General features: G+C 60.1%; 17 protein-coding genes. 12 read left to right on the top strand and 5 right to left on the bottom strand.

The window, feature by feature from the left end; all coding sequences use genetic code 11:
* Positions 1-144: 144 nt before the first annotated feature.
* The 3 genes from OOZ52_RS00895 to cobS form a co-directional block, all read right to left on the bottom strand.
* Positions 145-1062 carry a leishmanolysin-related zinc metalloendopeptidase gene (locus tag OOZ52_RS00895; RefSeq protein WP_274696602.1) on the bottom strand — a complete coding sequence of 306 codons (918 nt, stop codon included), beginning with the start codon at positions 1060-1062 and terminating at the stop codon, positions 145-147.
* A gap of 159 nt (positions 1063-1221) precedes the next feature.
* A complete protein-coding gene (locus OOZ52_RS00890) occupies positions 1222-2850 on the bottom strand; it encodes a M28 family peptidase (protein WP_274696601.1) in 1629 nt (542 codons plus the stop codon).
* Between the two features lie 136 nt (positions 2851-2986).
* On the bottom strand, positions 2987-3961 hold the full coding sequence (gene cobS / locus OOZ52_RS00885) for a cobaltochelatase subunit CobS (protein ID WP_446698095.1): 975 nt from the start codon (positions 3959-3961) through the stop codon (positions 2987-2989).
* 79 nt (positions 3962-4040) lie between these two features.
* Here cobS and OOZ52_RS00880 point away from each other — a divergent pair, with 79 nt between their 5' ends.
* From OOZ52_RS00880 to OOZ52_RS00865, 4 genes are all read left to right on the top strand, one after another.
* The gene (locus tag OOZ52_RS00880; RefSeq protein ID WP_274696599.1) at positions 4041-4400 is read left to right on the top strand and encodes a DUF1428 domain-containing protein; all 360 of its coding nucleotides are present in this window, start codon (positions 4041-4043) and stop codon (positions 4398-4400) included.
* A gap of 67 nt (positions 4401-4467) precedes the next feature.
* Positions 4468-5265 carry a VOC family protein gene (locus OOZ52_RS00875; RefSeq protein ID WP_274696598.1) on the top strand — a complete coding sequence of 266 codons (798 nt, stop codon included), beginning with the start codon at positions 4468-4470 and terminating at the stop codon, positions 5263-5265.
* The gene (locus OOZ52_RS00870; RefSeq protein ID WP_274696597.1) at positions 5262-5867 is read left to right on the top strand and encodes a glutathione S-transferase family protein; all 606 of its coding nucleotides are present in this window, start codon (positions 5262-5264) and stop codon (positions 5865-5867) included. The genes OOZ52_RS00875 and OOZ52_RS00870 overlap by 4 nt, the downstream gene beginning before the upstream one ends.
* A 39-nt stretch (positions 5868-5906) precedes the next feature.
* Positions 5907-6761 (top strand): oxygenase MpaB family protein, encoded by an 855-nt coding sequence (locus OOZ52_RS00865; protein WP_274696596.1) that lies wholly within the window; start codon positions 5907-5909, stop codon positions 6759-6761.
* On the opposite strand, the gene OOZ52_RS00860 is transcribed toward OOZ52_RS00865, so the two are convergent.
* Positions 6762-7352: a DnaJ domain-containing protein gene (locus OOZ52_RS00860; RefSeq protein WP_274696595.1), complete on the bottom strand. Its 591-nt coding sequence runs from the start codon at positions 7350-7352 to the stop codon at positions 6762-6764.
* 55 nt (positions 7353-7407) lie between these two features.
* Here OOZ52_RS00860 and OOZ52_RS00855 point away from each other — a divergent pair, with 55 nt between their 5' ends.
* The 4 genes from OOZ52_RS00855 to OOZ52_RS00840 are packed head-to-tail and all read left to right on the top strand — an operon-like array spanning position 7408 to position 9825.
* Positions 7408-7686: a BolA family protein gene (locus OOZ52_RS00855; RefSeq protein WP_274696594.1), complete on the top strand. Its 279-nt coding sequence runs from the start codon at positions 7408-7410 to the stop codon at positions 7684-7686.
* Complete coding sequence (locus OOZ52_RS00850; protein ID WP_274696593.1) at positions 7683-8390, top strand: glutathione S-transferase; 708 nt, start codon at positions 7683-7685, stop codon at positions 8388-8390. The genes OOZ52_RS00855 and OOZ52_RS00850 overlap by 4 nt, the downstream gene beginning before the upstream one ends.
* A gap of 38 nt (positions 8391-8428) precedes the next feature.
* The gene (locus OOZ52_RS00845) at positions 8429-8929 is read left to right on the top strand and encodes an FKBP-type peptidyl-prolyl cis-trans isomerase (RefSeq protein WP_274696592.1); all 501 of its coding nucleotides are present in this window, start codon (positions 8429-8431) and stop codon (positions 8927-8929) included.
* Between the two features lie 2 nt (positions 8930-8931).
* Positions 8932-9825, top strand: a complete 894-nt coding sequence (locus tag OOZ52_RS00840; RefSeq protein WP_274696591.1) for an alpha/beta fold hydrolase — start codon at positions 8932-8934, stop codon at positions 9823-9825.
* Here OOZ52_RS00840 and OOZ52_RS00835 read toward each other — a convergent pair.
* Positions 9822-10898, bottom strand: a complete 1077-nt coding sequence (locus OOZ52_RS00835) for a DUF2332 domain-containing protein (protein ID WP_274696590.1) — start codon at positions 10896-10898, stop codon at positions 9822-9824. The genes OOZ52_RS00840 and OOZ52_RS00835 overlap by 4 nt on opposite strands.
* A 43-nt stretch (positions 10899-10941) precedes the next feature.
* On the opposite strand from OOZ52_RS00835, the gene hisG reads away from it, so the two are divergent.
* The 4 genes from hisG to thiL are packed head-to-tail and all read left to right on the top strand — an operon-like array spanning position 10942 to position 14235.
* Positions 10942-11622: an ATP phosphoribosyltransferase gene (hisG, locus tag OOZ52_RS00830; RefSeq protein WP_274696589.1), complete on the top strand. Its 681-nt coding sequence runs from the start codon at positions 10942-10944 to the stop codon at positions 11620-11622.
* The gene (gene hisD / locus OOZ52_RS00825) at positions 11622-12917 is read left to right on the top strand and encodes a histidinol dehydrogenase (protein WP_274696588.1); all 1296 of its coding nucleotides are present in this window, start codon (positions 11622-11624) and stop codon (positions 12915-12917) included. Before hisG ends, hisD begins: the two co-directional genes overlap by 1 nt.
* Complete coding sequence (nusB, locus tag OOZ52_RS00820; protein WP_274696587.1) at positions 12914-13366, top strand: transcription antitermination factor NusB; 453 nt, start codon at positions 12914-12916, stop codon at positions 13364-13366. Before hisD ends, nusB begins: the two co-directional genes overlap by 4 nt.
* The gene (gene thiL, locus OOZ52_RS00815; RefSeq protein ID WP_274696586.1) at positions 13363-14235 is read left to right on the top strand and encodes a thiamine-phosphate kinase; all 873 of its coding nucleotides are present in this window, start codon (positions 13363-13365) and stop codon (positions 14233-14235) included. The genes nusB and thiL overlap by 4 nt, the downstream gene beginning before the upstream one ends.
* Positions 14236-14242: the final 7 nt, after the last annotated feature.

Here is a 14242-nt window from a genome sequence, read left to right as displayed (position 1 = left end):
ATCGTCAGTGGCTGCTGTCGGACAGAGATCACCGTCTGCAACAACCGAGCTGAATGGCAAATTATCGCGCGTTCGCCGCAAAAAGAAAACGGGGCAGATGCGCATTGCATCCACCCCGGTTTCGTGCCGCTTTGCAGCGGGCAATTAGGCGAGGTTGAGCTCGTCCACCACGTCACGGTAGGCCGGGTTCAGCTCGTAACCAAGGTCGCCGAACGAAGCCGCGCTCCAGTAGCTGAGGTAGTTCGGATCGGAAATGAAGCCGGTAAACAGCTCGTTGCCGTATGTTGCATCATCCCAGTGGCCAAATGCCGTGCCCTGACCGCCATCGGTTTCAATCTCGATAGTCGTATCGCCATTGAACTGCAGGCCATGCTCAGCCGAAGCGAGATCGCCACCAAAGGTGTTGTCACCGTTAATGAGGCCGAAGGTATCCCACAGTGTACCGAAGCCGAGAACGTGCGCCATTTCATGGATCACGATGTCGTCAAACAGGCCGGCAGCGTTGAAGGCATCGACATCGGAAATGTCGAATTCCATGATGCCCTGAACCGGCAGCGAGCCGTCGGTACGGACGGAAGTCGGTCCGGCGCGACCAAGAACGCCGCCCGCGCCATCGATATTGATGAGCGAAGCAGTGATCGTGAGATCGTCGATTGTTTCCGTCGTGCGGTTACGACCACGACCACTGGTGACCACGACATCCGTAAGGTCACCGACGATCAGCGAGCTGTAGAAGTCAGCTGCAGCCACAAAGATATCGTAGAGTTCTTGCGTCCAGGTCCCTTCGAAAACGATGGTGATGTTGAAACCACCTTCGGCACCGCTGGTATACGGATCGAAGCTCAGGCCGCCATCGCCGCCGCCATTGCCGCCACCGTTGCCGTTGCCGCCGCCAGGACGGTCAGGGCGCGCATAGGCGAGATCGACACCGAAATGATCAACTTCGATTTCGCGAGCGAGATCTACATCAATGACCTGATCGAATATGCTGGTCGGTCGGCCGCGCATGTCCAAGCCAAGGCCACGGTCTTCCGGCAATACATCTACTATTGGTGAAAACATTCAGACGTCCCCATTTCCCAAGTTAACTGCAATCACAAAGTGTTGCTGACTCGAATGTTACCGGAAAGACTTTCGCTGGCAATGATACATTTGGGTAATCCACTGTTTCCCCACCCCAAATAGGCCTCAACTCGTCCCGAAATCCCGTTGCGAGACAGCCTACTCTTCGCCTGCAATGGGCCCGCCAAAGGCGCGACCGAAGTATTCGTCTGGTAACCAGCCGGGACGCTCATCCATATTCGCGACATTGCGCGCGACCAGATAGGCGATATCGGCAAAGCGGCCGAGTTGCTCGTAGACGATGCGGTCCGGTTCATCCGACGGCTGGTGGTAATGGGTGCTGAGGAAGCTCGTCTGCGCCTCTTCACCGCCATTGCCAAAACCAAGCTCGACATAGACCGCAGGAATGCCGCGTTCGACGTAGGAGTACTGGTCAGAGCGGAAGAAAAAGGCTTCCCCCGGATTGGGATCAGGCACCAGCTCCAGCCCGTATTCGCTCACAGCAGAGGCAACATAAGGGCCGAGATTAGATCGATCCGAACCAAACGCCACAACATCGGTGAACGGCCAGGTCAGCACCGGCATGTCGACATTGACGTTGGCGGCAAGGACAGCACCCTCTTCGAGCCCAGGGAACGCCGCGTGATAGGACGAGCCCAGCAAGCCAAGTTCTTCCGCGCCGAGCGCCACAAACAGAATCGGGCGACGCGGCGGATTGGCCCGCAACAGACGCGCCATTTCCATCATCGCCGAAACGCCAGTCGCATTGTCCATAGCGCCGTTGTAGATGCGATCACCACCGGGCAGCGGGTAAGGTGAAATCCCCTCGTGATCAAGGTGCGCTGTGATCACCACATACTGATCGGCGAGCGCCGGATCAGTACCCGGCAACATGCCGATCACGTTCGATGTCTCGAGCACAGGCTCAACCGAGTTGGCATAGCTGATGCGCACACGCCTGCCGGTTTCGAATGCAGGCAAAGGCGTCATACCTTCGCTCTGCGCAGCGGCGACATCGTCCAGAGTAAGCTGCTGACCTTCCAACAGGGTGCGCGCCATATCCGACGATGCGACCATGGAAACACGCAGGCCATTGGCAGTGTCTCCCGGCACTCCGTCAGGGCCCATCCATGTCAGGCCACCGGTGCTGGCAAAGAAGTTGCTGCCGCGTTCGAACGGAATGCGCATATCCAGCGCCGGCGTCCACAGCATAATCGCGCCGATCGCACCATGTGCCGCGAAGCGTTCATTCGCGCGCTGCTGCAGGATGCGCTCTTCGAGCGGGTCGAGACCTTCGGGGTTGTCAAATACCCAAAGTGCGACCTTCCCTTCAAGATCGACAGTACCCAAATCGTCAAAACCCAGATCGGGGCGATCGAGCCCGTAGCCGACAAAAACCAGTTCTGCTTCGAACGCTCCGCTGCCAGCGCTTGGTAAGCCGCCACCAACAAAATCGGTGCCGTAACTCATCTTTACCGAACGGCCTTCCGCGTTGACAATTGCCATGCTGGTGTCCCGCGCGAGGCTGGTGCGCACCAGGCCAAAGCTCTGGTACCAGCCGCCGTCATCGCCGCCCGGGGTCAGGCCGATTTCGGCGTAACGGCCCGCGACATACTGGGCAGCGCGATCATAGCCGTCGGTCCCCGCCTCGCGGCCCTCCATCGCGTCATCGGCGAGCACACGAACATCGTTCTCCAGAACCGCGCGATCAGTCATCGCTTCTTGTGCAGCAACGGGTGCGGCCAGAACGGAAGCGGCCAGAGCCGCCAGAACAGTCAGTTTTTTCATCGGAATCGCGAACCCCAGTAGCGAAAGAATCTATCCCGCACAGAGTGCTACACGTCGCCGCGCGCTACGCAAGGGCAACGCGACCAAAAGGCCACAAAGGTTAGACTTCCGGAGCTTAAGTCGCGGAACCGAGGGCTTAAGCCTTAGCGACAACGCTTTCGGGAAGTTCCTTGCCAAATACACGCTGGTAATACTCGGCCACCAGTACTCGTTCCGCCTCGTCACACTTGTTCAGGAAGCTGAGACGGAAAGCGAAGCCCGGATCGCCGAAAATTTCGGTATTCTGCGCCCATGTGATCACCGTACGCGGGCTCATGACCGTCGAGATATCGCCGTTCATGAAGCCCTGCCGCGAAAGATCGGCCACGCGGATCATGTCGGCCACCAAATCATCGCCCAGCTCGGTCTTCGCGCTGACGATCTTCTGCTCGGTTTCGGCCGGAAGGTAGTTCAGACCAACCACGATATTCCAGCGGTCCATCTGGCCCTGGTTGATCGCCTGTGTGCCGTGATAGAGGCCGCTGGTATCACCAAGGCCGACAGTGTTGGCGGTGGCGAAAAGGCGGAAATGCGGATCGGGACGGATGACGCGGTTCTGATCGAGCAGGGTCAGCTTGCCCGCCTGTTCCAGCACGCGCTGGATCACGAACATCACGTCCGGGCGACCGGCATCGTATTCGTCGAACACCAGCGCGACCGGGTGCTGCAGCGCCCACGGCAGCAGGCCTTCGCGGAACTCGGTGACCTGCAGCCCATCACGCAACACAATCGCATCGCGTCCGATCAGGTCGATACGGCTGATATGGGCATCAAGGTTGATGCGGATCGTCGGCCAGTTGAGGCGCGCAGCAACCTGTTCGATATGGGTCGACTTACCCGTGCCGTGATAACCCTGGATCATCACCCGGCGATCGTGCGCGAAGCCGGCCAGGATCGCGAGTGTCGTATCCGCATCGAAAACGTAGTTCTCGTCCATGTCAGGCACGCGTTCATCCGCCTTGGAGAAGGCAGGCACCTTCATGTCGATGTCGATGCCAAAGGCCTCGCGCACATCCACTTCGGTGTCGGGCGCGGCCATGATGGTTGTTCCGGATTCGGCAGAATTGGTCATGTCATTCATCTCGCGCCGCTGCCTAGACGGGTGACCGCATGGCTGCAACAAGGTATTGCGGCGATAGAGGAGAGAAGCGATGTATGTTCAAGGTTTCCTGATCCCTGTGCCTGAGGGCAACAAGGACGATTATCGGGCAATGGCAGAGAGAGCCGCCGAGAAATTCCACGAGTATGGGGTCACCGAAATCGTGGAAGCGTGGGAAGAGGATGTGACTGACGGCAAGGTCACCGATTTTCGTATGGCGGTGAAAGCCGAACCGGGCGAGAAGATTGTCTTCAGCTGGATGATATGGCCGGACAAGGAAACGTGCGATGCGGCATCGGCACGCATGCAGGACGATCCCTTCTGGCAGAGCGAAGACTTCAAGATGGTGTTTGACGGTATGCGCATGATGTGGGGCGGCTTCTCGCCCATTCTCGTCACCGGGCGCGATTGACCCGATTACAATGTTCGCATAATGTTCTAACGGGATTCGGGCGGATAGCCCTTGAGTGGAGGAAGTGATGGCTAATCAACACGGCGATTTCGTGTGGTACGAATTAATGACAAGCGATTCCAATGCAGCGCAGGAATTTTATTCCGGCCTGCTGGGTTGGAGTTACAAGGACTCCGGGCAGGATCAGGTCGATTATCGGGTCTTTTCCGCGGGCGAATCGCAAATCGGCGGACAGCTGCAACTAACTCCTCCCATGGTTGAACACGGCGCGCGCCCTGCGTGGGTAGGATATATCCGTGTAGACAATGTGCCCACAGCGCTGGAGAAAGCGCGGGCAGCAGGCGCGACCGTTCTGATGGAAGGGCAGGAAGTGCCCGGCGTTGGCCCGTTCGCGATGTTGCACGATCCTGAAGGCGCATTCTTCTACATCATCGATGACCAGTCCGGAGAGGATAGCCACGCCTTCTCCACGCACGAACCCAAGGTCGGCCATTGTGCTTGGAACGAGCTGATGGCCGGAGACAAGGACGCCGCGATGAAATTCTACGGCGACCAGTTTGGCTGGGCGGTTGCCGACAGCATGGATATGGGGCCGATGGGCCGATACGATATGCTCAAGTGCGGCGAGGATCGCGATTTCATGTTCGGCGGCCTGATGACTCGCCCGCCGGCGATGCCGGTTTCAATGTGGACCTTCTATTTCCGCGTTCCGGAGATCGATGCTGCAGTCGCTTATGTGAAAGAGAACGGCGGCGAAATTCTGAATGGACCGATCGAGGTGCCGGGCGGCGACCACTGCATCAACGCGATGGATCCGCAGGGCGCGATGTTCTCGGTGATCGGATCGAAAAGCCCCAGTGAATGAGCAGCTACACGCTCTTCTTTAACCCGATGAGCCGCGCGATGATCGCCAGGTGGGCCTTTGCCGAAGTGGGGGTGGAGCCGGAGTTCGTGATGGTCGAATGGGACGACAAGCCGCAATCGCTGCTCGATGCCAATCCGATGGGCAAGTTGCCAACGATTATCCATCACACACCAGATGGTGACCACGTGGTGAGTGAGGGTGCGGCTGTCTGTCACTATCTGGCCGTCGCGCAAAAGAGTGATCTCCTGCCGCGTCCAGACGAGACGGCCGACTATTTCCGCTGGCTGTTTTTTGCTGCAGGCCCGATCGAAACAGCGGTAACGAACAAAGCGATGGGGTGGGAGCCTGAAAACGCGAAACAGGAAATGACGGTCGGCTTCGGAAGTTACGAACGCGTGGTCGATACGCTCGACAACTGGTTTCAATCACACGATTATGTATGCGGTGATCGTTTTACGATGGCGGATGTCTATGTCGGTTCGCAAGTCGACTGGGGATTGAATTTCGGGACGATCACCGAACGCGATAGCTTCAAGGCTTATCAGGCGCGATTGCGCTCGCGCGACACCTATACCGCGGCGATGAATCCACCGGACATGTAAGCGCTCGCAATTCGATCCGCCCTGCCCCACATTGGCGGCATGGCGCGACCGGACCCTATCGAGTTTGCGAGACTAAAGCTTGTCGAGCGCGTGCGCGCGGCATTCAACGATGCGTCAAAGGGCGAAACGCCGATCCCGCCGTCGGACGAGGCATTCTTCGCGCCCGACACCCCGATCCGCATGGTTCATGCCGATCTTGTCAGTATGATGGTGGGCGGCATGTCCGCGCTGCTGTTGCAGATGCTACATCCGCACGCGCTGCAAGGCGTGCTCGACTTCTCGAATTTCCGCGAGGACATGCACGGTCGCCTGCGCCGCACCGCGCGCTTCATTGCCGTAACCACCTACGGTCATCGCGATGATGCCGAAGCAGCAATCGAACGGGTCAATCGCATCCATTCCAGAGTCAGCGGCGCCTTGCCCGATGGCTCAGTCTATCACGCAACCAATCCGCGCACCCTCGCCTGGGTCCACGTAACCGAAGCGCTGATGTTCCTAGAGGCATGGCTGGTGCACGTGCGGCCTGAGATGCCCGTGGCAGAACAGGACGAATACTTCCGCCAGTTTGCGCTGATCGCTCGCAAGTTGGGTGCCGATCCGGTGCCCGAGACCAAGGCCGAAGCGCAAGCGATGTTCCGATCACTCCGCGCCGACCTGCGCGCTACGCCCGAGGCACGCGAAGTCGCCAAGCTGGTCCTCGAACACCGTCCGCCAGGCCCCGCCGGCACGATCCAGCCGTTCATGGCCAATGCCGCCATCAGCCTGCTGCCGCCATTCGCGCGAACTATGCTCGATCTCGATGCGCCGGGCTTGGCCTCCTTGCCTTCGAAGTTGGTGACAGGGGCGCTCGGCAGCACCATGCGCTGGGCGTTTCAACAGAAACCGCGCGGCTGATCAGACGAAAGCGGCGGCCCGTCGGAGCAGCTGGTAGGCTTCCACCACCCGCTGCAACCGCGCTTCATGGCTGCGGTCTCCGCCGTTGCGGTCAGGGTGATAGCGCCGGACGAGTGACGAATACCGCTTGCGCAATTCGGTCCGGTCCGCCTTCGGCCCCAACCCCATTGCCTGCAGGGCTTCCTGCTCGCGCGGCGTAAACCGGCTGTAGTTTTCGTGCTTGCGGCCAGCTGCGGCCTTCTTGATGCCCGCCGCCCGCGCGCCGATGGCATCCAGAGGATCATCGAAGTCTGCCCACCGCGGCATGCCGTCGACACCTGCCGTCGGCTTGAAAGCAGGCGTTTCGGTCTGCCAGCCACTGCCGGGCGCCTGCGCTGCATAGATTTCGTCCGCGCTCATTCCTTCGAACCAGTCGTAACCCGAATTGAATTCGCGCACATGCTCAAGGCAGAACCAGCGATATTCGCCCGGCCCGTCGAAGGAATTACCATAGCCGCCGGGGGCGCGAAACTCGCCTGACTCGCTGCAAGCCGGGTGCTCGCAGACCCTCCCCTCACTCTCGTAGCGCCCGTGGAACTTCTCGTTTCGCATGAGCAAGTAAGGATGGGGATTGCACCGGCTGTTGGAAACCCCCAATTTAGGCCGCATGACCGGACCAGTAGCCAACGAAATCACCCAGCTTCTTACCGAAGCGCTTTTCCCCACACGCCTCGAAGTCATCAATGACAGTGCCCAGCACGCGGGCCACTCGGGAGACGACGGCAGCGGCGAGAGCCACTTCACCGTCGTGATCGAAAGCCCCGTTTTCGAAGGCAAGAACCGCCTCGCCCGCCAGCGCATGGTGCTTGCCGCGCTTGGCGATATTCCCGGCAACCGCGTCCACGCCTTCGCGATGAAATGCTTTGCGCCAGGTGAAGGCCAATGAGCGTCGAACTTTGGTACTGGCCGGACCTTCCGGGCCGCGGCGAATTCATCCGCCTGTTCTGCGAGGCTTTCGAGATCGACTACACCGACATGGCGCGCGAGCAGAATGCCGATGCGCTGGTCGAGAACATGCACGCGCTCGAAGGCGTGCGCCCGTTCGCCCCGCCCTATCTGATCGACGGCGAAGTTGTGATAGGCCAGACCGCGCTGATCCTGCAGTATCTCTCCGACAAGGAAGGACACGGTTCAGGCGAGATGGAGACCGACCTCAAGCTGCTCCAGCTGCAGATGGACATTGCCGATTTCGTGGGGGAGGTTCATGCAGTACACCACCCCATCGCGCCAGAGCTCTATTACGCTGACCAGATGGATGCCGCTTTCGAGAAAGCCGGATACTTCCGCGCCCAGCGCATCCCGAAATTCCTGATCCATTTCGACAATGCCATAGCGGCAAGCGGCGGTCCGTTCGTGCTCGGCCAGCAGCCCAGTCATGTCGACACCAGCCTGTTCCAGCTGATGGAAGGGCTCGACTACATGTTCCCCAACTACATGAAGGAGATGCAAGGCAGCTGGCCACACCTCGAGGGGCTGCAAGGCGCGGTGCCGGAGATCGAAAGCCTCGCCGAGTATCTCGCCAGCGAGCGGCGGATCGAGTTTAACGAGGACGGGGTTTTCCGCCATTACGAAGAGCTTGATGAGCAATGACAGGTGACTGGACGCCAGCTTGCCGCTAATCCCACCGCATGAAAAACGCACTCCTCCCCCTCGCCGCCATTTTCCTCGCAACCCCTGCTTTCGCGCAAGAAGCGCCTGCCGCGCCTGAACCCGGCGCTCCGGGCTCTATCGAATGGCACAATGCCCAGCAGCAAGCGCTACACAGGCTGAGCGCCGAAGACGGCTGGTACCGGCTTGATGGCGGGGTGATGTTCCGCCGCACTGCAGGCGATGGCTCCGGCCCGGCCCCGTCTGTCGAGGACGAGATCACCATCCATTACACTGGCAGCTTCCCCGATGGCGAAGTGTTCGATAGCTCGGTAGAACGCGGCGAACCCGCCACCTTCCCGCTTTCCCGTCTGATCACCGGCTGGCAGGTCGCCATCCCGTATATGGGCGTGGGTGACACCGCTGAAATCGTGATCCCGGCGACAAGCGCCTACGGACTTGAAGGCCGCGGCCCCATCCCCGGCGGCGCGACACTGCTGTTCACAATCGAACTATTCGCCATTCCCAGCCAAGGCGTGTGAGCGTGAGCGATCTGGCCCGCGTCAAATTGCCCAACGGCATTGCGCTGGATGTCTGGGACAGCGGGCCGAAAGACGCGCCTGCACTGATTTTCCTGCACGGCTTTCCGGAGAACCATCGTACCTGGCGGCACCAGATCGCGCATCTGAATGACCGGTTCCGCTGCATCGCACCCGATCAGCGCGGATATGGCAATTCCTCCAAGCTCGAAGGCGTGGAGCATTACGATGTTCAATCGCTGATTGGTGACGTGTTTGCCCTGGCCAAGGAGCTTGGCATCGACCGCTTCACCATTGTCGGTCACGACTGGGGCGGCGCGCTTGCTTGGGGAGTCGCTGCATTCGGGCAGGCCGTGGGTGTGGTTGAACGCGCGGTAATCGCCAATGCGCCGCATCCGGCAGTATTCCAGCGCCTGCTGTTCGAAGACGAGGCGCAGCGCGCGGCGAGCCAGTACATGCGTACTTTCCGCGATCCCGCACACGACGCGGTTATTGCGGAATACGGACTGGCAGGTCTGATCAAATCGGCGCTCAGCTGGGAAAGCCGCCCGGACTACGACCCGGCCGAACTCGCACTGCTGAACAAACAATGGATGGACCCGGCAACATCCATCGCCATGCTCAACTGGTACAGAGCCAGTGGCATCGCCGTGCCGACGATGGATGAAGCGTTCGGTCTGCCCGAAGGTTACTCTGATCCGCCTTTCCCCGCGCTGAGCATCCCGACACTGGTGGTTTGGGGCACAGGCGACGAAGCGCTGCTATCTGCCAATCTCGATGGACTGGAGGATTGGGTGGAGGACCTGACCATCAAGCGCGTCGAACGCGCAGGGCATTTTATTCCGTGGGAAGCGCCCGATGCGGTGAATGCGGCGATGGATGCGTTTCTGGCGGGCTAGCCCAACCACTCCACCCATGCCCCATGCGGATGGGCCTCTGCCAGTATCACTTCTTCGTCGCCGCCCGGCCAATATCGTACCTTGCATTCGTGGCGAAAGGTGGCGCGGTTGGTCTCGAGGCTGATCCACGCAAGTGGTTTGTCGGTGCTTGCCACTCCGCCAGCCAGCTCCATTGCCTGGGTAATCCCGTCGCGTGTTTCCTGCGGCATGTATTGCCACATGATCGAGTGAAAGAGCACGCGGGTCACCCCTTCGGGCTGCGGCTTGGCCAGTTGTTCGGCCACAAATACTCCTGCGTCCTGCTGCACCAGATCGGGTGCACGCTCACTAGCCAGTGCAATAGCCGCGTCCATACGTACCATGCGCTCGGTCGCATCGGGCCAGACGTAGGACTTGAGCCGCAAGGCCTGCGCCGGATCGCTCAGGTCCATTGGTACAAGATCGCAACCTGCAATGCTCTCAATGTCGACCGGATTGGCTGGCGGAGCATCGCCGCGCCACTCTGGCTGGATCAGCATGGGAGAGCCCGCTCGGCCCATCTTCACTCCGCCCAGATCGAAGGCAAAGCGGTCCATCATGGTGTTGATACCCGCGCTCGCGCCGATTTCGAATAGCTGGAACTTTGGACCAAGTCGGCCTGACAGCCACATCAGTGCAGCCATGATACTTGCAGATCGCCCGGCTTCGTTTGTTTGCGGCGGCGTGTCGAACCACGGCAGCAATACATGATCGAAGGTCTGCGCGGCCTCTGAGACGATCGCGTCAACCTGCCCCTGATCGGTAATCAGTCCCTGATAGACATCACCAAGACGCAGCTCCTCACCTGTCAGGTACAGCCAGTGAAAACCGCCCGCGATGCGCAGCGGCATGGCGTCCTGCAATGAAAGACCGTGCCAATTGGTCATCCGGAGCGCGACCGTGGTGTCGGTCTCCATCACCGCCAGCAGGGCGCGCACCATGCGTGCGGTGCAGGGTGCTCCGGCCCCGTCAGCATGATCGGCCTGCCATGCAATCGCCTCCTCAAGGTTAGCGATATCCATCACATTGCCGTGTTTGCTGCGGCCTTCACCCATATACGTTGCCCTTTTGCCTGCATGCCCCTACATCGCGCCCTCGATGACCAACACCGCCGCCAAGACCGATTTCGGACCGTTGATTTTTGCCGTTCCCAAGGGCCGCATTCTCGATGAAGCGGTGCCACTGATGGAACGCGCGGACGTTGTGCCCGAAGCAGCGTTTCACGACAAGAAGGACCGCTCGCTCAGCTTCGCCGACACCAGCGGCGACATGCGCATTTTCCGCGTGCGCGCTTTCGACGTGGCGACCTTTGTGGCCTTTGGCGCGGCGCAGATGGGCATTGTCGGTTCTGACGTGATCGAAGAGTTCAACTATTCGGAGCTCTATGCGCCCGTTGATCTTGGTATCGGCGCATGTCGCCTGTCTGTCGCGGAGCCGGTGGAGCCGGTCGAATACAAGTACGGAAAGGCGAGCCACCTGCGCGTCGCCACCAAGTATCCCAACATCACCAGCCGCCATTTTGAACGGCAGGGCATCCAGGCCGAGTGCATCAAGCTCAACGGCGCGATGGAGCTTGCTCCTTTCAGCGGGCTTGCGGGCCGCATAGTTGACCTCGTCTCCACCGGTCAGACGCTCAAATCCAATGGTCTGGTCGAGAAAGAGCAGATCATGCAGGTGACCAGCCGCCTGATCGTCAACCGTGCTGCATTGAAAACCGATCCGCGCGTTGCAGCTCTTGTCGAGCGTTTCCGCGTCGCGATGACCAAGGAAGCCGCTTGATGCAAAGGCTTGATGCAACCGCAGAGGATTTCGAGGCGAAGTTCGCGCGCATCGTCAATGATCGCCGCGAGAGCGACGAGAATGTGGCGCGCGATGTGACCGAAATCCTCGCCGAGGTGCGCCGCGATGGCGACAATACCCTGCGCAATCTCACCATGCGGTTTGACAAGCATGCACTGACCGATGACCCGTCAAGCTGGTCGATAAGCAAGGACCAATGCGCCGCCGCCTATGATGCGCTCGATGGCGAGGCGAAGAGCGCGCTCGGCATGGCGGCAGACCGCATTCGTGCCTATCACGAGGGGCAGTTGCCCGAGGATCGTGACTTCACAGACGATGCTAATGTCCGCCTTGGCGCCAAATGGCATCCCGTCGATGCTGCAGGGCTTTACGTCCCCGGCGGCCGCGCCGCCTATCCTTCCAGCCTGCTAATGAATGCTATCCCGGCGAAAGTCGCCGGTGTTGAAAGACTTGTGGTTTGCACCCCCACGCCGAAGGGCGAGGTCAACGATTTGGTGCTCGCCGCAGCGCACCTGTGCGAGATTGACGAGATCTGGCGCATCGGCGGGGCACATGCGGTTGGAGCACTCGCATACGGCACCGAATCGATTCAAGCTGTCGACGTAATCACCGGTCCCGGTAATGCCTGGGTCGCCGAAGCCAAGCGCCAGCTTTATGGTGTTGTCGGCATCGACATGGTGGCAGGGCCAAGCGAGATCCTGGTCATTTCCGATGGCAAGAGCGACCCCGACTGGATTGCTGCTGACCTGATGAGCCAGGCCGAGCATGATCCGACGTCGCAGAGTATCCTGATCACCGATGATGCCGCTTTTGCGACCCTGGTAGCAGACGGCGTCGAACTTCTGCTCGCTCAGCTCGCAACGCGTGAGACCGCGCGGGCCAGCTGGGACGATTATGGCGCGATCATCGTGGTCGAAGATCTTGCGCGCGATGCCCCGGCCCTTACCAACCGTCTCGCTGCCGAGCATGTCGAGCTCGCGGTCGATGATCCCGAAGCGATGTTCGCACAAATCCGCCACGCCGGCAGTGTGTTCCTTGGACGCCATACGCCGGAGGCGGTCGGCGACTATGTTGCGGGGCCGAACCACGTTTTGCCCACCGGTAGGCGCGCGCGCTTTGCCAGCGGGCTTTCTGTGCTTGATTTCATGAAGCGCACCAGCTTCATTTCGCTCGATGAACAATCTTTGGCGGCGATTGGCCCGGCAGCGACTACGCTTGCCGAGATCGAAGGGCTTCCTGCCCACGCCGCAAGTGTGAAAGTACGCCTGAAATGAACCAGTCCAGCCGAAGCCGCGCCCGCTCCGCTGCCCGACTTGCCGCCGTACAAGCGCTTTACCAGCGGCATATGGAGCAGACTGCGCTCGCCAAACTTCTCGACGAATTCCACCAGCATCGTCTGGGGCAAGAAATCGAAGACGATCAGTACGAAGAGGCCGAGGTCGATTTTTTCGATGATGTCGTTTCCGGCGTCGATGCGCGCGCAGAGGAAATCGATGCGAAGCTAACCGAGAAGCTCGCCGATGGCTGGACGCTCGCACGGCTCGACAAGACCATGCTGCAAATCCTGCGCTGCGGTGCCTACGAACTGATCGCGCGCGCCGATGTGCCCAAGGCCACGGCCATTAGCGAATATGTCGATGTCGCCCACGCATTTTTCGATGAGCGCGAAGCCAAATTCGTAAACGGCATCCTTGATGCCGTCGCCAAGGACGTACGGGATTGAAAGAGGCGGCGTTCATAGAGGCTCTGCGCAAGCTGCCTTTGCACCAGGCCTCTAAAGGCTTGGAAGACGATGCCGCCATTCTTGAACTCGGCGACGAAACGCTGATCATCACGCACGATATGCTGGTCGAGGGAAAGCACTTCCTGTCCAGCCAGGACATGGCTGATGTCGCGTGGAAGCTGGTGGCGACCAACATATCAGACCTTGCCGCGAAGGGGGCACAGCCGCTGGGCGTCCTGCTCGGCCATATGCTGGGTGAAGATGACGAGCGGTTCCTTGAAGGACTGGACGATGTCCTGTCGCATTACGGTGTGCCTTTGCTGGGCGGAGACACCGTTTCGGGTGGATCGCCTCGCGCCTTCGGCCTCACCGCCATTGGCAAGGCCACGCACAGACCCGTCCCCGCGCGAAGCGGCGCTCGCAACGGGGATGCCATTTTTGTGACTGGCCAGCTTGGCGCAGCCATGCTCGGGTTTGAGGCACTTCGTGACGGAACCGATGGTGACCCGATGCCCTACACCAATCCCATGGCGCGATTGATCGAGGGCAGTGATCTCGCCCCGCTCGTCACTGCCATGATGGACATTTCCGATGGCTTGCTTCTCGACGCCTTCCGCATGGCGAAGGCGAGCGAGGTTTCATTTGCGATCAGCAGTACGCAAGTTCCCGTTGCGGCCCCGGACCGCCGCGATGATTGCCTGCGTTGGGGCGACGATTACGAGCTGCTTTTCACCATGCCCGATGGAACTTTCCCGCCGGTTCCGGCTACGCGCATCGGTACCGTTGAACCAAGTGGATTTGCGCCGCTGTTTCTCGATGGCGAGCCATTGGTGAATGCAGAAGGTCTCGGCTATCAGCACGGCGAGTAGCCGCCCG

Source organism: Aurantiacibacter sp. D1-12 (genome assembly GCF_028858515.1).
In the GTDB taxonomy this organism is placed as follows: domain Bacteria; phylum Pseudomonadota; class Alphaproteobacteria; order Sphingomonadales; family Sphingomonadaceae; genus Alteraurantiacibacter.
This window is presented reverse-complemented; position numbering and strand designations above follow the sequence as displayed.

Excerpts from the sequence above, each read along its gene's own strand:
- OOZ52_RS00860 (WP_274696595.1), bottom strand. The coding sequence starts at position 7,352 with ATGCGAAACGAGAAGTTCCACGGGCGCTACGAGAGTGAGGGGAGGGTC.
- hisD (WP_274696588.1), top strand. The coding sequence starts at position 11,622 with ATGCAAAGGCTTGATGCAACCGCAGAGGATTTCGAGGCGAAGTTCGCG.
- OOZ52_RS00870 (WP_274696597.1), top strand. The coding sequence starts at position 5,262 with ATGAGCAGCTACACGCTCTTCTTTAACCCGATGAGCCGCGCGATGATC.
- OOZ52_RS00855 (WP_274696594.1), top strand. The coding sequence starts at position 7,408 with ATGACCGGACCAGTAGCCAACGAAATCACCCAGCTTCTTACCGAAGCG.
- OOZ52_RS00845 (WP_274696592.1), top strand. The coding sequence starts at position 8,429 with ATGAAAAACGCACTCCTCCCCCTCGCCGCCATTTTCCTCGCAACCCCT.
- hisG (WP_274696589.1), top strand. The coding sequence starts at position 10,942 with ATGACCAACACCGCCGCCAAGACCGATTTCGGACCGTTGATTTTTGCC.
- OOZ52_RS00850 (WP_274696593.1), top strand. The coding sequence starts at position 7,683 with ATGAGCGTCGAACTTTGGTACTGGCCGGACCTTCCGGGCCGCGGCGAA.
- OOZ52_RS00895 (WP_274696602.1), bottom strand. The coding sequence starts at position 1,062 with ATGTTTTCACCAATAGTAGATGTATTGCCGGAAGACCGTGGCCTTGGC.
- OOZ52_RS00890 (WP_274696601.1), bottom strand. The coding sequence starts at position 2,850 with ATGAAAAAACTGACTGTTCTGGCGGCTCTGGCCGCTTCCGTTCTGGCC.
- OOZ52_RS00875 (WP_274696598.1), top strand. The coding sequence starts at position 4,468 with ATGGCTAATCAACACGGCGATTTCGTGTGGTACGAATTAATGACAAGC.
- OOZ52_RS00835 (WP_274696590.1), bottom strand. The coding sequence starts at position 10,898 with ATGGGTGAAGGCCGCAGCAAACACGGCAATGTGATGGATATCGCTAAC.
- nusB (WP_274696587.1), top strand. The coding sequence starts at position 12,914 with ATGAACCAGTCCAGCCGAAGCCGCGCCCGCTCCGCTGCCCGACTTGCC.
- OOZ52_RS00880 (WP_274696599.1), top strand. The coding sequence starts at position 4,041 with ATGTATGTTCAAGGTTTCCTGATCCCTGTGCCTGAGGGCAACAAGGAC.
- OOZ52_RS00865 (WP_274696596.1), top strand. The coding sequence starts at position 5,907 with ATGGCGCGACCGGACCCTATCGAGTTTGCGAGACTAAAGCTTGTCGAG.
- cobS (WP_446698095.1), bottom strand. The coding sequence starts at position 3,961 with ATGACCAATTCTGCCGAATCCGGAACAACCATCATGGCCGCGCCCGAC.